This window comes from Actinospineispora spinosispora DSM 44797 (assembly GCF_000429025.1).
GTDB classification, from domain to species: Bacteria; Actinomycetota; Actinomycetes; order Mycobacteriales; family Pseudonocardiaceae; genus Pseudonocardia; species Pseudonocardia spinosispora.
In genome coordinates this window covers 99,060-119,472 of record NZ_KE386834.1, presented here as the reverse complement: position 1 = coordinate 119,472, position 20,413 = coordinate 99,060, and the positions used below count along the sequence as shown (strand labels likewise).

Sequence of the window (20,413 nt, the reverse complement as noted above, 5' to 3'; positions counted from 1 at the left end):
GATCGTTTATTGAGGGATGTGTCTTGCGTAAAATTGACTCGACATTTTTTGTTTAAAACGCGGAAACGTTCGTTCCGTTATCCCTCAATCCCCGATCGGGGCATCAAGTCGGGCTGTTGCCAGAGTGACCAACCCCGGCACGGTGTCGGTGTTGGTGGGCAGATCGTGAACCGACCACCATCTGAGGTCATCCGATTCCTCACTGATCGTGAACCGGGCGCCACGCGGGGCGCGCACCACGAACCGGACGTCGAAGTGCCGGGTCGGTAGCCCGAGCGAGCAGGTGATCGGGTGAACGTCCAGGTGCAGCGGCTCCGGGTCGATGCTCAGCCCGTCGATGCCCGATTCCTCGGTGGCTTCGCGCAGCGCGGCGTCCAGCAGGCTCGCGTCCTCCGGCTCGCAGTGTCCGCCCAGCTGAATCCACCGGCCGACCCTGGGATGCAGGGTGAGCAGCACGTTCGATCCGTCGTGGTCCATCAGGACGGCCGAGGCGGTCAGGTGGCCGGGCTCGCAGGAGCGCCGGCAGGCGTCGTCACGGGCGAGCAGAAATCCCAGGAACGCCTCGCGCAGTGCGCATTGGCCGGGGTCGACCGGCTTCCACGCACGCAGGGTGGCCTCGGCGGAGGCTGCCGTCACCACTCGAGCAGCCCCACCGAGTGATCGATCGGTGACCGGGCCGAGGGCGGCTGGGCCGGGTGACCGACCGCGACCGCGCCGAGCGGCAACCAGTGCGCCGGCACGTCCAGCACCTCGTGCAGCTGCTCGGCCGCGAAGATCGTGGACCCGACCCAGCACGAGCCGAGGCCTTCCGCCGCCAGCGCCACCAGCAGCGCCTGCACGGCCCCGCCGCCCGCGGCGGTGAACATCGTGCGTTCGGCCGACGTGCGGCGCTCGTCCGGGTAGGGCTGCTCGCCGTCGGGGACCAGCATCGGCACGAGCAGCTCGGGCGCCCTGCGCAGAATGTCGCCCCTGGCCAGCCTGCGCTCGACCTCGTCGGTCGGGCGTCCGTCGGCGGTCAGGTCGGCTCGCCACCGAGCGGCCATGGCGTCGAGCAGCCGCGCGCGGCGCGCCGGGTCGCGCAGCCAGCCGAACCGGAACGGGGTCGTGTGATGCGGAGCGGGCGCGGTCAACGCGGCCGCGACCGCGCGGCGCACGGCGTCCGGGTCCACCGGCTCGTCGCTGAACTCACGCACCGAACGCCGAGCGGGGACCGCCTCCCGACGGCCCCGGGCCAGCGCCTCCTCGGTGCCGAGCCAGAACAGGTCCTCGTCCAGCGGCCGGACCAGGTCCGCCGCGGTCGAACCGTCGTCGGCAAGCGCGCCCATGCCGCTCACCACCGCGACCGGCACACCGCCGAGCTTGCCCTTCACCAGGTCCGCGGCGCCGGAGACCTCGTCGGCCAACGCGACCTCGGTGACCATCAGCTCGTTGCCGACCGAGTCGTGGGCGCCCGCGTAGCGGTGCAGCACCGGCAGGCCGGCCGAGCCGATCGCCACGTCGGTCTGCCCGACCCGCCAGGACCGCCCCATCGTGTCGGTGATCACCACGGCGACGTCGACCCCGAGCAGCGCACGCAGCCCGGCGCGCAGCCGTGCCGCGGAACCGTCCGGGTCGACCGGCAGCAACGCCAGCTCGTCGGTGGCCACGTTGGAGGCGTCCACCCCCGCCGCCGCCTGCACGAGACCGATCTTGTTCGCCACGATCAACGTGCGGCCCTTGCGCGCGAGGATCCGTTCGGTCTCCTCGGCGACCAGCTCGCGGCGGCGAGTGTCCCGCTCCTCGGGGTCGGTGGGCGCGGTGACCAGACGGCCCTCGACCTTCGACACGACCTTGCTCGTCACGACCAGCACCTCGCCGTCCGCGAGGTCCGGCGCGGCGGCCGCGATCGCACCGGCGAGGTCGTCGCCCGGCCGGAACTCCGGCAGCCCCAGGATCGGCCGGATCCGCAGCTCGGAGGCCGCGTGGTCGGCGACGACCGGTTCAGTCATCCGAGAACGCTCCAGCCACCCCGGCGAGCTCCAGTGCCTGCCGGGCCATCCTCGCGGTCGTCTCGGTGTCGGTCATCAACAGGGGAACGGCGCGGACCGCGACACCCTCGACGACGGCCTGGTCCGTCTCGTGCACCAGCCACCCGTCGAGCAGACCGTCGGCGGAGCTGCGTGCCCCGTAGTGCCGGCCGACGCCTTCGGCGCTGGTCTCCACGCCGATCGCGTCGAGGCAGGCGTCGGCCATGCCGCGCAGCGGCCGCCCGCCGACGATCGGCGACAGCCCGATCACCGGCGCCGGCCCGGCGCGCAGCGCCGCTTTGATCCCGGGAACGGCGAGGATCGTGCCGACACTCACCACCGGGTTCGACGGTGCCAGCAGCACGACGTCCGCCTCGGCGATCGCCTCGAGGACACCGGGTGCCGCCGTCGCCTCCTCGGCGCCGACCGATGCGAACCGGTGCGCCTTGAGCTTGCCCCGGTGCCGGACCCACCACTCCTGGAAGTGGATCGCCCGCTGCGCGGGGCCGTCCGGGGTGTCGTCGTCGACGACCACGTGGGTCTCGACCCGGTCGTCGCTGGCCGGCAGCAGCCGCACGCCCGGCTGCCAGCGGGCGCACAGCGCCTCGGTGACCGCCGAGAGCGGATAGCCGGCGCGCAGCATGCGGCTGCGGATCAGGTGCGTCGCCACGTCACGGTCGCCGAGGCCGAACCAGCTCGGGTCCGCGCCGTAGGCGGCGAGCTCCTCACCGATCGTCCAGGACTCCTTCGCCCTGCCCCAGCCCCGCTCGGTGTCGATCCCGCCACCGAGGGTGTACATGCAGGTGTCGAGATCGGGACAGATCCGCAGCCCGTGCAACCAGATGTCGTCCCCGACGTTGACCAACGCGGTGATCTGGTGCGCGTCACTACCGGGGATGCCGAGCGCGGCTTTCAACCCGAGTAGGAAACGCGCCCCGCCCACACCGCCCACGAGCGCCACAACCTTCATAGGCCTGAGCGTAATGGTGGGAATCCTGGGACGTGGGCGTGGTGTTGCCGACGTTATGAACCTCGGCACCGTTTTGGCCCCGTACTCGCACGGGGACGACCCCGCGCCGGCGAACCTCGTCGACTTCACCGTGAACCAGGCCGCGACCGCGCACCGGCTCGGGATCCGCTCCGGGTGGTTCGGGCAGCGCTTCGACTACGACGCGGTGGCGCTCGCCGCGCTCGTCGGTCGAGCGGTGCCCGGCTTCACCGTGGGCACCTCGGCGGTGCCGATCATCGGCCGGCACCCGATCCTGCTCGGCAGCCTCGCGCAGACCGCGCAAGCCGCCACCGGCGGGCACTTCCAGCTGGGGATCGCGCTCGGTGCGCGTGACTTCCTCCGGGATGCCCTCGGTACCGAGGGGACACGGCAGATCACCCACCTGCGGGAGTTCCTGACCGCGCTGCACCCGCTGTTGGAGACCGGCTCCGTCGACTACTCCGGTGAGCTGGTGACCGCCCGCACACCGTTCCCGAGCGCGGTGCCGGGCGCGCAGCCCGCTCCCCCGGTGCTGGTGGCCGCGATGGGCCCGCAGGCGTTGCGCGTCGCCGGATCGCTCGCGGACGGGACGCTGCCGTTCCTCGCCGGTCCCCGGACCCTGTCCGAGCTGATCGTGCCGACGATCACCGAGGCCGCTGCCGCCGCCGGCCGGCCGCGCCCTCGGATCGTCGCTGTGGTGGCCGGGGTGGTCACCGACGCGGTCGCGCGGACCCGGGATCGAGCGCACCGGGAGATGGCGTTCTACGAGTCGATCCCGTCCTACCGTGCCGTGCTGGACCGGGAGGGCGTCTCACGCGCCGGGGACCTGGCGATGATCGGTTCCGAGGACGAGGTGTCCGAGCAGCTACAGCGATACTTCGACGCGGGCGCCACGGAGGTCATCGTCGGCGAGACGGAATACGCGGGCCCCGAGGACCAACTCCGAACCTGGGAACTCCTGGGCACCCTCACGTGAGTGGCTAGGGTGTCTACCGCGAAGCGGCGCCGAAGGCGTAGGCGCTCGGAGCACTCACGACAGCTTTTCCGTCGTGAGTGATCCGGGCGCCTATAGGCGCCCTTGCCACTCACGAGTCGACGGCGAAGCCGAGATGCCTTGAAGCCGGGCACGGGCTAAGCCGGGTACGGCCGTGGTCCCGACCGCGTGCACAGAGTTGCGCTGCCTCGGGGTGCCCTCGTGAGTGATGAGGCCGCCTATAGCCGGTCTACGCACTCACGACGGTAAAGCTGTCGTGAGTGCGTAGACCGGCTACGCTTCGCGCCCCTTCGGGGTAGACGGCCTCATCACTCACGAGGAGCGGCTACGCTTCGCGCCCCTTCGGGGTAGACGGCCTCATCACTCACGAGGGGGATCTACAGGGTTCTGTAGTCGCGGGGGGAGAAGCGGGGGCCGAAGCGGGGGCGGCGGAAACCTGAGGACTCGATGTAGCGGACCGCTCGTTGGCGTTGGGGGGCGTAGGGGGCCAGGACCGCCAGCATTCCGGCGTCGTCCAGTGCGTGGCCCACCAGGGCCCAGCCCACCACGCTCGGGATGTGGAAGTCGCCCACGCTGACCGCGTCGGGGTCTCCCCAGACTCGCTGGGCGACCTCGGCGGCGGTCCACACGCCGATGCCGGGGACCTTGCGCAGCAGCTCACGCCCCTCGGTCCCCTTGAGCTGCGCCGCTCGCTCCAACCGGTGCGCCACGGTCGCGGACGCCAGCAGCGCGCGCCTGCGGGCCGAGTCGACGCCGGCCCGGTGCCACTCCCAGTCCGGGATCGCACGCAGTGCCTCGGGGGTCGGCGGCAGCCACATCTTCGGCATTCCATCGGGGCCGGGTGCTCGCGTGCCGAACCGCCAGCACAGCTCACGCCAGGAGCGCCGCGCCTCGATCCCGGTGACCTTCTGTTCCAGCACGGCGGGCAGCAGTGTGTCCCACACGCGGCCGGTCGCGCCGAGCCGCAGCCCGGGCTTGCGTGCACGCGCCTCGGCGATCAGCGGGTGGTGCGGGGTGAAGCCCGTGTCGTCGTCGTCGGCGCCGAGCAGCGCGGGGACACCGTCCAGGGCGCACTGCGCGCCGGGACCCCACGCGTCGGCCAGCACCGTGCCGTCGGGTCTTCTGCGCAGGGCCAGCGTCGACGGGCCTGCCTCGGTGGTCGCCGTGCGCCACCACACGCCGCGGTCACCGTCGGAACGCAGTGTGGGATCGCCGGATCCACGGCGCAGCGGCAGCAGCAGATCCAGCAGGTCCAGCGCGAAGTCCGGGGTCCAGGTCCGGCTCAGTGCGGCGCTCATGTGGGCGGGGAGAACCGGATTCCGTCGGCGGGCAGCACCACGTCCGGCCAGAGCCGGGCTCCGCTGAGCAGCTCGCACCGTTCACCGACGACGGCCCGGTCGCCGATGACCGCGTCGCACACGACAGCTCCCGCTTCGACGCGGGCGCCGGCGCCCAGCACCGAGCGGCGCACGACCGCGCCCTTCCCGATCGACGCGCCGTCGAACACCAATGCGCCGTCCACCTGGGCACCGGCCTCCACCACCGCGCCGGCTCCCACCGTGGACCCGCCGGTGAGCACGGCGTCCGCCGCTACCGTGGCGCCGGCCAGCACGAGCGCCTCCCCGGTCGGCGCGGGCAGTGCCGAGGACGGCGCGATCCCCTGCACCAGGTCCGCCGAACCCGCCACCAGGTCCAGCGGCGTGCCGAAGTCCCGCCAGTAGCTGTCGTCCACGTGCCCGGACACCCTGCGACCCTCGGCCAGCAGCCCGGGGAAGGTCTCGCGTTCCACCGACACCGGCCGGCCTGCCGGGATCTCGTCGATCACCGAACGGCGGAACACGTAACAACCGGCGTTGATCTGGTCGCTCGGCGGGTTGTCCGTCTTCTCCAGGAACGCCAGGACCCGGCCGGTCTCGTCGGTGGGCACGCAACCGTAGGCGGTCGGGTCGGCCACCCGCACCAGGTGCAGGGTGACGTCGGCCTCGGTCTTGCGGTGGGTGTCGAGCACCGCGTTCAGGTCGGTTCCGGCCAGCACGTCACCGTTGAACACCAGCACGGTCTCGGCGCGCAGCCGGGACGCGACGTTGCGGATACCGCCGCCCGTCCCCAGCGGCTCCTCCTCAACCACGTACTCCAGCTCCAGCCCGAGCTCGGACCCGTCGCCGAAGTGGTCGGCGAACGTCTCGGCCAGGTACGAGGTGCCGAGCACGACGTGCCGCACACCGGCGGCGCGGATCCGCGACAGCAGGTGGGCCAGGAACGGGACTCCGGCGGTGGGCAGCATCGGTTTCGGCGCGGACAACGTCAACGGGCGCAGCCGGGTTCCCTGCCCTCCGACCAACACCACCGCGTCGACGTCCTGCTCGTGTGCTGTCACGCGCGCAGACAGTACCGGCACCCGCTCAACCGGGCGGTCGCGCCATCGCCAGGTACGAGGCGGACTCCGCGCCGCCCCGGCCACGCACGGTGACCTCGGTGCCGCACAGCATGAACCCGTAGCGCTGCAGGAAGTGCACACCGGCCGGGTCCGAGATGTCCAGCCTGCACCAGGCACCCTCCTCGTCGGCCCTGGCCAGCACCGGTGCGAGGAGCAGCGAGCCGACGCCGCGTCTGCGCGCGTCCGGATGGACGCCCATCGCGCGCAGGTACCAGGTCGGTTCGGTCCAGTTGCCGCGCGCCATCCGCGCCCCGAGCAGCGCGAACGACGCCGCGCGCGCCGGCCCCGCTGACACCATGCGCAGCATGGCGGAGGTCATCCTGAGCTTGCGGGACCAGGTCAGCGGGTAGCGGCCCGGCGGCAGCCACAGCGTCGCACCGACCACGTCCCTGCCGTCCTTCGCCAGCACCGCGCCACCCCACACCGCGGCGTCCCGCGCGATCGCGGTCAGGTATCCGCGCAGCACCCTGGCCCGCACCCCCGGCTTCGGCCAGAGCGCCTGGTAGGCGGGGTAGTCGTGGTGGCTGTCCGCCAGCAGGCGACCGACGGCGGCAGCGTCACGCACCCGTAACGGCTCGATCCTGGCGGTCATCCCAGGCCCCTCACCGCGGCCTGCACGTACTAACGACCGGCTCGTCGGACCGCGAGCGCGGCACGGGCGCCGAGCCCCGCGCGCAGCACCAGCCGCAGCGGCGCCCACAGCGGCCCGGGGTGCCGGTCGGCGAGGTAGCGGTAGGCGCTGCGGTGATGTTCGGCGAGCATGCGGGCCGACACCTCGGCGTGCGCGGTCGTCGCGTGCCCACCGGTGTGCACGATCTCGGCGGACGGCACGTAGCGGTTGCGCCAGCCCGCCCTGGCCAGCCGGTCACCGAGGTCCACGTCCTCGAAGTACATGAAGTACCGCGAGTCGAACCCGGAGACCGAGTCGAACGCGGTCCGCCGCAGCAGCAGGCAGGACCCGGACAGCCATTCGGCGTCGCGTTCCTCCACCACCGTCTCGGACTGCTGGTACGCACGGGTCCACGGGTTGGCGGGCCACACCTTGCCGAACAGTGCGTGTCCGATCCCGCGCCCGAGCGACGGCAACAACCGCGCCGACGGATAGACGGCACCGTCGCCGCCCCGGATCAGCGGGCCGAGCGCACCGGCTCTCGGCGTCCGTTCCGCCGCGGCGATGAGCTCGTCGAGGGAACCGGGCTGCCAGACCACGTCCGGGTTGGCCACGACGATCCAGCCGAACTCCGGCCCCAGCTCGGCCACGCCCCGGTTCGCCCCGCTGCCGTAGCCGACGTTCTCCCCGATGCGCAGCAGGGTCACCTCGTCGCGTTCCTGTTCGGCACGTTCCGGCGCGCCGTCCACGGACCCGTTGTCGGCGAGCACCACGGTGTAGTCGCGCTCGGTCGCCTTGACCAGCGAGTCGAGGAACGCACCAAGCGACTCCCCTGGCGAGTAGGTCACGCTCACAACCGCAAGCCGTTCGCCGTAGGACACTTACTCGCTCCCTATGTGGTGGCCGGGTGTGTATCCATTTTGCCTGTCCCGTGCCACACAGTGCCGGGCGGACCACCAGAAGCAGTTTCATGATCACCACCGCCTCACGGCTGTTTCGCGGCCCGAAAACAGCCACCAGACGGTGGTGATCATGAAAACCGACTCGCCCGACTAGTCGTCGTCCAGGTCGCCGTCGAGCTCGCTGATGATGTCCGCCGCCTCCAGGCTGCCCCAGTGGACCGCGTGCTCCAGGTAGGCGCGGGCCTCGGACGTGCGACCCACGTCGGCCAGGAACTGGCCGTAGGCCAGGGCCCAGCCGGGTTCCTGTTCGTGTTCTGCCGTCTGCAGTTCGGCTTCTGCGCCGTCGGTGTCCTCCCGGACCTCCTGCAGGAACAGCGCCAGCTCGATGTGGCCCCGGTAGGCGCCCAGCTTGGCCGCCAGCCGGTAGGTCCGTTCGGCCTCGTCGAACTGGCCGAGTGCGGCCCGGATGAACCCCAGGCCGAGCAGCGTGCTCGGTTTCGCCTCGTCGGCCCAGTCGAGTGCGGTGTGCAGTGCGGTGCGGGGGTCGCCGTGGGATTCCCATTGGACGGCGACGAGGTTGACCACGGCCATCTCGTCGCCCGCGTCGGCGGCGCGGCGCAGGAGCAGCTCGGCTTCGCGTAGCCGGCCGCGGTGGCGGAGGAACACGCCGAAGGTGTTCATCGCGGCGACGTCACCTGCGCGGACGGCGGTGCGATACGCGTCCTCGGCACGGTCCACGTCGCCGGTACTGGCGAGCGCGTCGGCGAGCTGCAACGCGAGGTCGGCCTGCCCGGCGCGGACCCGGGGAGCAAGGAGTTCGATCGTGCGGTGCCGGTCGCCGCGGTCGAGATAGGCCCTGGCGAGTAGTCCGACAGCGGACGGCTCTCGCGCGACCATGGCGCGGCGCAGGACTTCGATCGCCTCGTCGTGCCTGTCCTCGTCGTCATCGAGGAGCGCACGGGCGCGTTGACTGAGCGGTTCGTCCTCCATCAGCGCAAGTGTTACCCATTCGGGCGACGCTGGTAACGCCGATTGGCTACTGTTTTATAACGCTGGCGGTTTCTGCTGGTGCTGACGAGTGACGGTCAGCCCCGGTCGAGTAAGTCGTGCCCCGCCGTGTTGATCGGGCGGTGTAGCTGCACGCGGGCAAGTCGGGCGTGTAATCGCTTGGTCTCGCGGCACGCGTCGGTGCCGAGCCAGACGACCACGACCATCAGAACACTGAGTAAAATCCACTCCAGACCCATGCTTCACACAACGAGAACGTCCTCGCGCAAGGTATTGGCCCGGTTAACCTTTCACCCGCCTGCCGTAGCGGCACCTGGCCTTTAGAGCAAGCACGTCACTAGATCGGCGTGTCGAGCGACGAACGGCTTGACTCGAAGGCCGAACGGAGAGCGTCGCGCCAGTGCGGCTGTACCGAGAGACCGGCCGCCGACCAAGATCGACCGGACAGCACCGAGTACGCCGGTCGGGGCGCGGGCCGGGGGAACGCCGCCGTGTCACACGGCCGGATGCGCTCCGGGTCGGCGCCCACCTCGTCGAACACCGCCCTGGCCAGCTCGAACCAGCTGGCCTGACCGGCACCGGTGCAGTGGTAGGTGCCGTGCGGCGCGTCCGAGCGCGCCAGCTCCACCAGGCCGGCAGCGAGGTCCGGCGCCCACGTGGGGCCGCCGATCTGGTCGGCCACCACGTCGAGGGTGTCGCGGCGGTGACGCAGCGCGGCGATCGTCTTGACGAAGTTGCCGCCGACCGCGCCGTACACCCAGGCGGTCCGCACGATGTAGTGGCGCCGCGCCCGCTCCCGCACCGCGCGTTCGCCGGCTTCCTTCGTGGCGCCGTACACGGTGCGGGGCCCTACCGGGTCGTCCACCTCGTACGGCCGCGGCGCCGATCCGGGGTCGACGACACCGGGGAACACGTAGTCGGTGGACACGTGCACCAGCGTCGCCGACAGCTCGTCACAGGCGGTGGCGAGCCGTGTGGGCCCGTCCACGTTGGCGGCCGCGGCGGCGTCGGGTTCGGCCTCGGCCGCGTCCACGTTCGTCCACGCGGCCGCGTTCAGCACCACCGGACGGCCGTGCGCGGTCCGCGCCCAGTCCCGCAGCACGTCGGCCACGCCGTCGCCGGTGACGTCCAGCTCGGCCCGGGTCGCCGCGACGACGTGTTCGTCCTCGGCGCGCAGCAGCGCCACCAGCTCGCTGCCGAGCTGGCCGCCGGCTCCGGTGACCAGCCAGCTGATCCGCCCGCTCACCGGACCGGGGCCCGGTGCGCCAGCTTGGGCTCCCACCAGTCGCGGCGGTCGCGGTACCAGGCGACGGTCTGGGCGATGCCCTCGGCGAACGGCACCGACGGCCGGTAGCCCAGCTCGGTGCTGATCTTGGTGATGTCGACCGAGTAGCGCCGGTCGTGCCCCTTCCGGTCCTGCACCGGCTCGACCATCGACCAGTCGTTGCCGGTCGCGTCGAGCAGCAGCTCGGTCAGTTCGCGGTTGGACAGCTCGGTCCCGCCACCGATGTTGTAGATCTCACCCGGCCTGCCCTGCTCGGCGACCAGCTGGATGCCTCGGCAGTGGTCGTCGACGTGCAGCCAGTCCCGCACGTTCAGCCCGTCGCCGTACAGCGGCACCGTGCGTCCGTCCATGAGGTTGGTCAGGAACAGCGGGATGACCTTCTCCGGGAACTGGTAGGGCCCGTAGTTGTTCGAGCACCGGGTGATGCACACCGGAAGGCCGTGCGTGCGGTGGTACGAACGGGCGATGAGGTCCGACCCCGCCTTGGCCGCCGAGTACGGCGAGTTGGGTTCCAGCAGGTGGTCCTCGGTCCAGGAGCCTTCGGAGATGGAGCCGTACACCTCGTCGGTGGAGACGTGCACGAACTTGCCGACCTCGTGCTCCAGCGCGGACTGCAACAGGATCTGGGTGCCGCCGACGTTCGTGGACACGAAGTCCGCCGCGCCGGTGATGGACCGGTCCACATGCGACTCGGCGGCGAAGTGCACGACCACATCGGTTCGGGCCATCAGGTCGTTGACCAGTTCAGTATCACGAATGTCACCCCGGACGAACCTGTATCGGGGCGAGCCGGAAACCTCCGCGAGGTTGGTCTCCGACCCCGCGTAGGTCAACAGGTCGAGCACCACGATCTCGGCGTCCGCGTAGCCTGGATAACCTCCGGTCAGGGCACTCCGGACATAATGCGAGCCAATGAACCCGGCTCCGCCGGTGACCAGGATGCGCATGCCCGGAGTCTGGCATGTCCGCCACCGGGCGGGTGCAGAGGATGTTTTGAGGGTAAGGAGAGGTGTGGAGAACCGGCCAGCCCCGACCGAGCGCTCGGGACGCCGTATCGGCCTGCGCGTTCTGGCCGCGGCGCTCTCGGCGACCGTACTTCTGGCGACCGGCATCGGCTGGAACCTCTATCGCGACCTGACCGGCGGGATGGCGACCAGTGACGTGATCACCGGCGGCGGCATCACGAAGCCGTCCGGGACCGACGTCAACGTGCTGCTCGTCGGCGTGGACAGCCGGACCGACGCGCAGGGTCGTCCGCTGTCGAAGAAGGTCCTCGCCGAGCTGCGCAGCGGCGCGGAGGACGGCGTCCTCAACTCCGACACGATCATCCTGCTGCACATGCCGGCCGACGGCAGCAAGGCGACCGGCATCTCCATCCCCCGGGACAGCTACGTCAACATCCCCGGGTACGGCAAGAACAAGATCAACTCAGCGTACCCGGCCGCGACCGTCGAAGCGGCCAACAAGCTGCGCAACAAGGGCTCGGACGCGCTGACCGTCGAGCGGGAGAGCCGCACCGCCGGCCGCACCGAGCTGATCAAGACGGTCGAGCAGCTCACCGGCGCCAAGATCGACCACTACGCCGAGGTCAACCTGCTCGGCTTCTTCAGCCTGACCAATGCCATCGGCGGCGTCGACGTCTGCCTGAAGAAGGCGGTCAACGAGTACCGCTCCGGCGCGAAGTTCCCCGCCGGGCCACAGACGATCAGCGGCGGCGCGGCGCTGGCCTTCGTCCGGCAGCGCTACGAGCTGCCGCAGTCCGACTTCAGCCGGATGCGCCGCCAGCAGGTCTTTCTGGCCGCGGTCGCGCACAAGATCCTCTCCGCCGGCACCCTGACCAGCCCGACCAAGCTGCAGGGCCTGATCGACGCCGCGCAGGAAGCGGTCGTGCTGGACTCCGGCTGGGACATCCTCGGCTTCGCGCGGCAGGCCTCCAACCTGGCCGGCGGCAACATCGAGTTCCTGACCATCCCCACCACCGGGCAGACCACCAACGACCACGGCGACGTGGTGACGGTCGACCCGGACCAGGTGCGGGATTTCGTGGCACAGAAGACCGGCGCGGCACCCGACACCAGCACGGCCGCCGCGCCGTCCGGCTCGGCCAAGGCGGACGAGGCCGTGTCGCCGAGCAGCCTCACGGTGGACGTCCGCAACGGCACCGGGCGCACCGGGCTGGCGGGCAAGGTCGCCGAGAAGCTCAGCGACCTGGGCTACAAGCGCGGCAAGGCCGACAACATCGACGAGCCGGACAGCTCGAGCGTGCACTACGCCCCTGGCCACGCCGACGCGGGCAAGCAGGTCGCCAAGGTCCTTGGCGGGGTGGCGACCGAGGAGGACCAGGACGTGCCGTCCGGCACCGTCCGCGTCTACCTGGCCTCGGGCTTCTCCACCTCCGACATCCGCGCCGACGACGACTCGTCGTCCAGTAGCTCGTCCGACGGACCGCCCCCGCCGCCCGCCGGTCCGCCGATCACCGCCGAGGGAGTCCCCTGTGTCGACTAGCGCGGCGACCCTGACCGACGCCCTGCTGGGCCCGATCCTGGCCAGGGACGCGGCCCGTCCCCTGGTCACCTACTACGACGACGCCACCGGCGAACGCATCGAGCTGTCCGGGACGACGCTGGCCAACTGGGCGGCGAAGACCGCCAATTTGCTGCGCGACGAGTGCGACCTCGAGCCGGGCGGCCGCGTCGCGGTACTGCTGCCGGCGCACTGGCAGACGCTGTCGGTGCTGCTGGGCGCCTGGTGGTGCGGAGCCGAGGTGGTCTCCTCGGCCGAGGGCGCCGACGTGATCTGCTGCGACGCCGACCGGCTGGACGTGGCGCTGGCGGCCGGGGCGGATGTCGTCGTGGCGTTCTCACTGCACGCTTTCGGGGCCGGGCTACCGGGCCTTCCCGCCGGGGTCGTCGACTACGCGACCGAGGTCAGGCTGCACGGCGACCTCTTCACCCCGGAGCACGGCACCGCCGGTGACGCGCTGGACGGCAGCGGGGTCGACGACACCCTCACGGCCGCGCGAAAGGCCGCCGACAACGCCGGGCTCACCGACACCGCCAGGGTGCTGACCACCCGGGACTGGTCCGTCGAAGACGGTCTCCTCGACGTCCCGCTGGCGGTCCTGGCGGCGGGCGCTTCCCTGGTCCAGTGCCGCAACACCGCCTCGGGCGACGCCCTGGACCGCCGAGCCGACAGTGAGCGCGTCACCCACCGCCTGTCCTGACCACGCGATCCCGGCTCGCACAGACCTCGCCGACGCCGCACAGAGGCTGGGGCCTCTGTGCGGCGTCGAGAACCTCTGTGTGAGCTGCGGTTCTGCTGGTCGAGCACGCGGGCCGCACCGCGCTCTGCGAGATGACCCGAATGGGGCTGGTGGTGCGCCTCCGTGCGAGCTGGGCACCCTCTTGCGCTTGTTTTGTAACAGCGTTACAGTTATCGAAACGACGTTATGGAACGCTCGCCGAGGAGAACCGTCATGGCCAACGACTATCTCGAAGGCAACTTCGCTCCCGTCCGGGAAGAACTGACGATCACCGACCTGCAGGTCACCGGGACGATCCCCGACTACCTCGACGGCCGGTACCTGCGCAACGGCCCCAACCCGATCTCCGAGGTCGACCCCGCGACCTACCACTGGTTCCTCGGCGACGGCATGGTGCACGGCGTCCGGCTGCGCGACGGCAAGGCGCAGTGGTACCGCAACCGCTGGATCCGCACCGAGACGGTCGCCCGGATTCTCGGCGAACAGCCGCCACCCCGGCGCGGGAGCGCCCCGGTCGCCTCGACTGGCGCCAACACCAACATCATCTCCCACGCCGGGCGAACGCTGGCGCTGGTCGAAGGCGGCACGGCCAACTACGAGCTGACCGACGAGCTCGACACGGTCGGGACCTGCGACTTCGACGGCACACTGCCCGGTGGGTACACCGCGCACCCCAAGCGCGACCCGCGTACCGGTGAGCTGCACGCGGTGTCCTACTTCTTCGGGTGGGGCAACAAGGTGCAGTACTCGGTCATCGGCACCGACGGCCGCGCGCGGCGGACGGTGGACGTCGAGGTGACCGGCAGCCCGATGATGCACGACTTCTCCCTCACCGAGAACCACGTGATCTTCTACGACCTGCCGGTGGTGTTCGACGCCGAGCAGGCGGCCGCCGGCGCACCGATGCCGCGCGCGTTCCGGACACCGGCGAAGCTGGTGATGTCGGCGCTCATCGGCAAGGTCAAAGTGCCCGATCCGATCACCGCGATGCTCGCGAAGAGCGTGCCGAGCAACGGCCGCATGCCCTACCGCTGGGACCCGCGCTACCCGGCCCGCATCGGCGTCATGCCCCGCGAGGGCGACTCGGCCGACGTGCGCTGGTTCGACGTCGAACCCTGCTACGTCTTCCACCCGCTCAACGCCTACGACGAGGGCGAGACCATCGTGCTGGACGTCGTGCGGCACCCCAAGATGTTCGCCAGCGACTTCAACGGGCCGAACGAGGGCCAGCCGACGCTGGACCGCTGGACTGTCGACCTGGCGGACGGCAAGGTCCGCGAGTCCCGGCTCGACGACCGGCCGCAGGAGTTCCCCAGGGTCGACGAGCGCCTGGTGGGTCTGCGGCACCGCTACGGCTACGCGATGCAGACCATGGCCGGCACCGGCGCGAACGCCGGGGACGCGATCCTCAAGCACGACCTGGTGAACGGCCGGACCGAGGCACGTCAGCTCGGGGCGCAGCGCAGGGGCAGCGAGTTCGTCTTCGTCCCCAGCGGCCCGGATGCGGGTGAGGACGACGGCGTGCTCATGGGGTTCGTCTACGACACCGCGACCGACCGCAGCGACCTGACCATCCTGGACGCGGCGACGATGGAGACGGTCGGCGCGGTGCACCTGCCGTCCCGGGTGCCCAACGGCTTCCACGGAAACTGGGCGCCGACCGAATGATCATCACCGTAGGCTGAGCCGATGAGTGGACGCCTACAGGGCAAGGTCGCACTGATCACCGGCGCCGCCAGGGGCCAGGGTCGCAGCCATGCGATCCGGCTGGCCCGTGACGGCGCCGATGTGATCGCGGTGGACATCTGCCGCGACATCGACACGGTCGCCTACCCACTGGCGACCGAGGCCGACCTCGCCGAGACGGTGTCCGAGGTGGAGGCTCTGGACCGGCGCATCGTCGCCGTCCAGGCCGATGTGCGGGACGCGGAGGCACTGGGCGCGGCGGTCCGGGACGGCGTCGCCCAGCTCGGTGGCGTACACATCGTGCTCGCCAACGCCGGGATCGGGATGGCCGATCCCAGCGCGAGCGAGGCCCAGGCGTTCGCCGACCAGCTGGCCATCAACCTCACCGGCGTCTGGAACACGGTGCACGCCGCCGTACCGACGATGATCGAGCAAGCCGAGGGCGGTTCGATCGTGCTGAGCAGCTCGGTCATGGGCCTGACCGGCCGGATCGGCGGCGGGTCGGGCGGCGGCGACGGTTACACGGCCGCGAAACACGCGCTGGTCGGTCTGATGCGCAACTGGGCCCGCTGGCTGGCGCCGCACGACATCCGGGTCAACTCGGTGCATCCCAGCGGGGTGCGCACGCCGATGGTGATCAACGAGGCGATGGAGAGGTTCTTCCCGCAGGCGCCCGAGCACGGTTCGGAGGTCGGGCATCTGCTGGACGTGACCATCCTGGAGCCGAGTGACGTCAGCAACGCCATCGCCTGGCTGGTCTCCGACGAGGCCCGCTACATCACCGGTGTGGCGCTACCGGTCGACGCGGGGTTTAGTACACCCTAACCAATGGACTTGACCTCAAGTTCGGTTTAGCTCCTAGCGTCATCGGTGAGACACTTCGACAAGCGGAGGATCACCGTGACCAGCATCGCCAACCCGTCCCTCGAGCTCACCCGCGGCGCCGCCGGGCCGGACCAGCTCGCGATCGCCACCACGTGGCGCGTCGGCGACCAGGACCGGCAGATGCTCGCCGGCGTCGCCATCGCCACCGCGTGGCAGGGCCGACCATGGCCCTCGCCAGAGCTGCTGGACTACACGGTCTTCGGCAGCATCAACGGCAACACGCTCATGCACTACAGCCGGTGGGCCAGCTCGGACACGGCCTCGGTCCGCGAGCAGATGCAGGACCGCTGGCGGGAGATCAGCTCGGCCGTCCCCGGCATCGAGCGGCTGGGCGGCCACGAGTACCGGCTGTACCGCAGCGCACCGGGCGCGGACGCCGAGGCCCGGCCGGGCTGCTACGTCACCGTGCGGGCCCAGTTCAGTCAGCCGGACGCCCGGCGCTGGGTGGACGGGGTGTTCGACGCGGCACGGACCAGTCCCCGGCCGGTCCCCGGCCTGGTCGGCGCGCACTTTCACGTCAGCCTGGACGGCCGGCACGTGCTGAACCTGGCCGAGTGGACGGACGAACAGGCGCACCGCCGGATCGTGAACGAACCCGGCGGTGCGGTGCGCGACGCGGTCAACCTGTTCCCCGGACGGACCAGGGTCAGCTTCGAACGCTTCCGTCTCCTGCTGCATCTGACCCCACACTCGGGGCACTGAGCGCCTCGGTCCTGGTGGCCGGGTCGCGCAGCGTCCGCCCGAGCCACCAGGCGATGACGGGCAGCACGATCAGGCAGGCCAGGGTCACCTGGAGCGAGGTCGCCTCGGCGATCGCGCCCAGGGCCGGCGCGAACGCGCCGCCGACGCTGGCGGCCAGACCGAGGGTCACGCCGCTCGCGGTGCCCATCCTGGTCGGCAGGTAGTCCTGACCCAGAGTGATGTGCAGCGAGAACGGCACGTACAGCCCGAGCGAGGCCGCCGCGACGAACACCAGCACCGACGGCCCCGGCGCGAACGCCACCCCGGCCAGCGCGAACGCCGAGGCCAGGTACGCGACCCGCAGCGTGCGCAACCGCCCCCAGCGCACCGCGCACCGCCCGCCGAGCACCGTCCCGACCGCACCGGCCGCGTACAACACGAACAACGCCAGCCCACTGGCGGCGGCGCCGTGCGGCATGCGCTGCTGGACGAACAGCCCGAGGAAGGTGCTCAACCCGACGTAGGCGACCGAGCGCAGCACGATGATGGCCGACAGCGTGCCGAACGCCTTCCAGTCGTCGATGCCGTCGCGGGACGCGCGTGCCGAGGGCTTCGAGGTGTCCCGGCGCAGCATCGGCAGCACCAGCGCGGTGCCGATCAGCGCCGGGATCGCGAGGAACGGCGCCGCGCCCAGGCCTCCGGCGATCAGGATCGGAGTGGCGATGACCGGCGCCAACGCAAAACCGACGTTGCCGCCCAGGGAGAACCAGCTCATCCCCACGTGTCCGCCACCGGTGACCGACCTCGCTAGTCGGGCCGCCTCCGGGTGGAAGCCCGCGACACCCACCCCGGACACCGCGATCACCGCGAGGGTGGCCGGGTAGCTGTCCACGACCCCGATCAGCGCGACCCCGATCCCGGTGATCAGCATGCTCACCGGGATCAACCAGCGCATCCGGTGCCGGTCGGTGAGCAGCCCGAACAACGGCTGCACCACCGAGGACAACACGCTCGCGGCCAGTACGAACCCGGACACCGCCACGTAGTCGTAGTGGCGCTGGGCCACGAGGAAGGGCACCAGGACCGGCACCACACCCTGATAGAGATCCACACTCCCGTGAGCCGTCGCCAGCAGCAGCGTCGGCACCCGCTTCTCGGTCATGGTCCCAGCTTCCGGCAGCACACGGCTTGCTGGCTTCCGATAATCTGCCAAGTGATGTCGCCGATCCGCCACGCCCCGATCGCCCGCACCGCCGTCATGCACCTGGCGGCCGGCAGCGGCGTCGATCCGCACCGTCATGACGACAACCAGATCGTCTACGCGGCCCGGGGTGTGCTGTCGGTGGCGACCGATCGGGGCCACTGGATCGCGCCGGCGACCCGCGCCATCTGGGTGCCCGCTGGAACGGTGCACGAGCATCGCGCCTACGGCGACACCGAGCTGCGCACCGTCGGGGTGGGCGCGGACAACCCGCTGGACCTGCACGTCCCCGCGGTGCTCGCGGTCGGTCCGCTGCTGCGTGAGCTGATCATCGCCTACACGAAGAGCCCGGCCGGTGACGACCTCATCCGCCAGCCGATCGCCGCGGACCGCCCTGACGACACGGTCGACGACATCATGGGCGACGACGCTCGCCGCCGGCTGCGCGCGGTCCTGCTCGACCAGCTCCGGCACTCATCGCAGCAGCCGATCCGGTTGCCGACCCCGCGCGATACGCGTCTGGTGACGGTGTGCCAGCTGCTGTTCGACGATCCGGCCGACAACCGCACGCTCACCGCGCTCGGCACGGTCGCCGGAGCCAGCGAACGCACTCTGTCGCGGCTGTTCCGTACCGAGCTGGGCATGACGTTCCCGCAGTGGCGCACCCAGCTGCGCCTGCACAGGGCGCTGATCCTGCTCGCGGAGAACCTGCCGGTCAGCACGGTGGCCCACCGCTGCGGCTGGTCCACCCCGAGCGCCTTCATAGACGTCTTCAAGGCCACCTTCGGCCACACCCCCGGCCGTGGCCCGGTCGCCTGAACGGGCACTGTGCACGTGTTCGTGCTGCGTCGCACATGTCCGGACATGTGCGACGCAGCACGTAGATGCGCAAGACCGCCGGGGGCGTGGGGAATCGCGGGGCAACAGCTTGATCGAGTTGGCCTGCTAGTGGACGGTGACCGGCAGGGACTCCATCGCGTTCATCAGGACGCCCGGGGCGGTCACGATCTCCTCCTCCGGTGCGGCCAGGCACAACCTCGGGAAACGGGCCAGCAGGCTGGACAGCCCGACCCGTGCCTCCAGCCTGGCCAACGGCGCACCGAGGCAGAAGTGGATTCCGTGGCCGAAGGCCAGGTGCGAGACCGGTTCCCGGACCGGGTCGAAGCGGTCCGCGTCCGGGATGGCTTCGGTGTCGTGGTTGGCTGCCAGCAGACCGATCAGGACCATGTCCCCACCGGTGATCGGGACGCCGCCCAGCTCGAAGTCCTCCCGCGCCCTGCGCTGCGGCGTGGTCTGGATCGGACCGTCGAAACGCAGCGCCTCCTCCACGACGGTAGGCACCCGCTCCGGTTCCGCGACGAGCCGCGACCAGGCCCCGGGGGTGGTCAGCAGCGCACGGACCTCGTTGGCGATGAGGTTCGCGGTCGTCTCGTGACCCGCGACGATCAGCAGGTGCAGCATCGAGGTGAGCTCGTCCTCGCTCAGCCGATCCCCGCCGTCGCGCGCGGCGACGAGCGCCGAGACGAGGTCGTCAGCGGGCCGTGCACGCTTCTGGTCGATCAGTGCCCGGAGGTGCTCGACCATTCCCGCGTTGGCCTCGACGAGCGCGTCCGCACCGAGAACCGTTGCGTTGACCAGCGCCGACGTCCATTGTCGGAACCCGTCCCTGCCGTCGGGCGGTACTCCGAGCAACTCGCAGATCACCGCGATGGGCAGCGGGTAGGTGAACTCGCTGATGAGGTCGAATCCTGCTTCTGCCCGCCCGACGAGTGGTTCGAGCAGTTCGTCGGCGAGCTGCTGGACGCGGGGCGCGAGCCCGTCCACCCTGCGCCGGGTGAACGCGGCGGTCACGAGCTTGCGCAGCCTGGTGTGTTCCGGAGGGTCCATGTTGAGCATCTGGCTCTCCACCGCGGACCGCAGCGCGGGCGGTAGCTGCTCGGCGAACAGCGGTTCCGTCGTCGCCAGCCGGGGATCGGTGAGGGCGGCGCGGGCGTGCTCGTACCCGGTCACCAGCCACACCTGCGCACCGTGCGGCAGCACGACCCGGTGCACCGGGCCTCGACGGTTCAGCTCCCGGTACTGGCGGTGACGTTCGTAAGGGCTCCTGGCCAGGAAGAACGGAGACGGTTCGAGCGCTCGGGGTACGTCCAGCTCGGTCATTCGCCCGACCCCTCCGCCGCTGCTGCCACGTGCACGGTCGTGCACGGATGTGGCCGAGGTGTCGCCACCGTGAGCACGTGTGTGCGGTGCTCCCGCATCTGCGGCGTCCCGGCGGCGGCCTCGAAAGCCTCCCGGCTGGCCCACCGGGCGACGTTGAAGTACGTGTTCTCGTCGATCGTCGAGCGGACCAGGTGGGCACCGAGGAATCCCGGCTGACGGCTCATGAAGTCGGCGGTGTCGGTGAAGATCCGTTCGAACTCGTCCGGAGCGCCGGTGAGCACGAACGTGTTGACCAGCGTCAGCATGTC

20 protein-coding genes are annotated in these 20,413 nt (G+C 70.8%); 7 read left to right on the top strand and 13 right to left on the bottom strand.

What is annotated here, in order from left to right; all coding sequences use genetic code 11:
• Positions 1-84: 84 nt before the first annotated feature.
• From G406_RS50765 to cofD, 3 genes are read right to left on the bottom strand one after another with little or no spacing between them, the layout of a single operon-like run.
• Entirely contained in the window at positions 85-639 is a 555-nt protein-coding gene (locus G406_RS50765; protein WP_037079346.1) for an NUDIX hydrolase, read from the bottom strand.
• A complete protein-coding gene (locus G406_RS0129970; protein WP_028936649.1) occupies positions 633-1,988 on the bottom strand; it encodes a coenzyme F420-0:L-glutamate ligase in 1,356 nt (451 codons plus the stop codon). The genes G406_RS50765 and G406_RS0129970 overlap by 7 nt, the downstream gene beginning before the upstream one ends.
• The gene (cofD, locus tag G406_RS0129965) at positions 1,981-2,976 is read right to left on the bottom strand and encodes a 2-phospho-L-lactate transferase (RefSeq protein ID WP_028936648.1); all 996 of its coding nucleotides are present in this window, start codon (positions 2,974-2,976) and stop codon (positions 1,981-1,983) included. Before cofD ends, G406_RS0129970 begins: the two co-directional genes overlap by 8 nt.
• 55 nt (positions 2,977-3,031) lie before the next feature.
• On the opposite strand from cofD, the gene G406_RS0129960 reads away from it, so the two are divergent.
• The gene (locus tag G406_RS0129960; protein ID WP_028936647.1) at positions 3,032-3,970 is read left to right on the top strand and encodes a TIGR03564 family F420-dependent LLM class oxidoreductase; all 939 of its coding nucleotides are present in this window, start codon (positions 3,032-3,034) and stop codon (positions 3,968-3,970) included.
• 395 nt (positions 3,971-4,365) lie between these two features.
• On the opposite strand, the gene G406_RS0129955 is transcribed toward G406_RS0129960, so the two are convergent.
• The 7 genes from G406_RS0129955 to rfbB all read right to left on the bottom strand — a co-directional run bounded on the left by G406_RS0129955 (position 4,366) and on the right by rfbB (position 11,177).
• Positions 4,366-5,286, bottom strand: a complete 921-nt coding sequence (locus G406_RS0129955) for a DNA-3-methyladenine glycosylase family protein (protein ID WP_028936646.1) — start codon at positions 5,284-5,286, stop codon at positions 4,366-4,368.
• Positions 5,283-6,365 (bottom strand): mannose-1-phosphate guanylyltransferase, encoded by a 1,083-nt coding sequence (gene manB / locus G406_RS0129950; RefSeq protein ID WP_028936645.1) that lies wholly within the window; start codon positions 6,363-6,365, stop codon positions 5,283-5,285. Before manB ends, G406_RS0129955 begins: the two co-directional genes overlap by 4 nt.
• A 25-nt stretch (positions 6,366-6,390) precedes the next feature.
• Complete coding sequence (locus tag G406_RS0129945; RefSeq protein WP_028936644.1) at positions 6,391-7,017, bottom strand: GNAT family N-acetyltransferase; 627 nt, start codon at positions 7,015-7,017, stop codon at positions 6,391-6,393.
• Between the two features lie 29 nt (positions 7,018-7,046).
• Positions 7,047-7,916 (bottom strand): glycosyltransferase family 2 protein, encoded by an 870-nt coding sequence (locus G406_RS0129940; protein WP_028936643.1) that lies wholly within the window; start codon positions 7,914-7,916, stop codon positions 7,047-7,049.
• Positions 7,917-8,087: 171 nt separating this feature from the next.
• Positions 8,088-8,927 carry a tetratricopeptide repeat protein gene (locus G406_RS0129935; protein ID WP_037079342.1) on the bottom strand — a complete coding sequence of 280 codons (840 nt, stop codon included), beginning with the start codon at positions 8,925-8,927 and terminating at the stop codon, positions 8,088-8,090.
• A 355-nt stretch (positions 8,928-9,282) separates the two neighbouring features.
• Entirely contained in the window at positions 9,283-10,191 is a 909-nt protein-coding gene (gene rfbD / locus G406_RS0129925; RefSeq protein WP_037079339.1) for a dTDP-4-dehydrorhamnose reductase, read from the bottom strand.
• Positions 10,188-11,177, bottom strand: a complete 990-nt coding sequence (gene rfbB, locus G406_RS0129920) for a dTDP-glucose 4,6-dehydratase (protein WP_028936640.1) — start codon at positions 11,175-11,177, stop codon at positions 10,188-10,190. Before rfbB ends, rfbD begins: the two co-directional genes overlap by 4 nt.
• Positions 11,178-11,241: 64 nt before the next feature.
• On the opposite strand from rfbB, the gene G406_RS0129915 reads away from it, so the two are divergent.
• The 5 genes from G406_RS0129915 (at position 11,242) to G406_RS50760 (ending at position 16,765) form a co-directional block, all read left to right on the top strand.
• Positions 11,242-12,735, top strand: a complete 1,494-nt coding sequence (locus G406_RS0129915) for an LCP family protein (protein WP_051342886.1) — start codon at positions 11,242-11,244, stop codon at positions 12,733-12,735.
• Positions 12,725-13,453: a TIGR03089 family protein gene (locus tag G406_RS0129910; protein WP_028936638.1), complete on the top strand. Its 729-nt coding sequence runs from the start codon at positions 12,725-12,727 to the stop codon at positions 13,451-13,453. The genes G406_RS0129915 and G406_RS0129910 overlap by 11 nt, the downstream gene beginning before the upstream one ends.
• 252 nt (positions 13,454-13,705) lie before the next feature.
• Positions 13,706-15,160, top strand: coding sequence for a carotenoid oxygenase family protein (locus G406_RS0129905; RefSeq protein ID WP_028936637.1), 1,455 nt, complete (start codon positions 13,706-13,708; stop codon positions 15,158-15,160).
• A 21-nt stretch (positions 15,161-15,181) separates the two neighbouring features.
• Positions 15,182-16,003: a mycofactocin-coupled SDR family oxidoreductase gene (locus G406_RS0129900; RefSeq protein ID WP_028936636.1), complete on the top strand. Its 822-nt coding sequence runs from the start codon at positions 15,182-15,184 to the stop codon at positions 16,001-16,003.
• A gap of 75 nt (positions 16,004-16,078) precedes the next feature.
• Entirely contained in the window at positions 16,079-16,765 is a 687-nt protein-coding gene (locus G406_RS50760) for an antibiotic biosynthesis monooxygenase (protein WP_156935229.1), read from the top strand.
• On the opposite strand, the gene G406_RS0129890 is transcribed toward G406_RS50760, so the two are convergent.
• Positions 16,710-17,906 (bottom strand): MFS transporter, encoded by a 1,197-nt coding sequence (locus tag G406_RS0129890; protein WP_037079337.1) that lies wholly within the window; start codon positions 17,904-17,906, stop codon positions 16,710-16,712. The two genes, G406_RS50760 and G406_RS0129890, sit on opposite strands and share 56 nt — an antisense overlap.
• Before the next feature lie 54 nt (positions 17,907-17,960).
• On the opposite strand from G406_RS0129890, the gene G406_RS0129885 reads away from it, so the two are divergent.
• A complete protein-coding gene (locus tag G406_RS0129885) occupies positions 17,961-18,764 on the top strand; it encodes an AraC family transcriptional regulator (protein ID WP_028936634.1) in 804 nt (267 codons plus the stop codon).
• A 126-nt stretch (positions 18,765-18,890) separates the two neighbouring features.
• On the opposite strand, the gene G406_RS50755 is transcribed toward G406_RS0129885, so the two are convergent.
• Both G406_RS50755 and G406_RS54685 read right to left on the bottom strand, forming a co-directional pair.
• Positions 18,891-20,105 carry a cytochrome P450 family protein gene (locus G406_RS50755; protein ID WP_037079335.1) on the bottom strand — a complete coding sequence of 405 codons (1,215 nt, stop codon included), beginning with the start codon at positions 20,103-20,105 and terminating at the stop codon, positions 18,891-18,893.
• Complete coding sequence (locus G406_RS54685) at positions 20,102-20,410, bottom strand: antibiotic biosynthesis monooxygenase family protein (RefSeq protein ID WP_051342884.1); 309 nt, start codon at positions 20,408-20,410, stop codon at positions 20,102-20,104. The genes G406_RS50755 and G406_RS54685 overlap by 4 nt, the downstream gene beginning before the upstream one ends.
• Positions 20,411-20,413 lie beyond the last annotated feature (3 nt).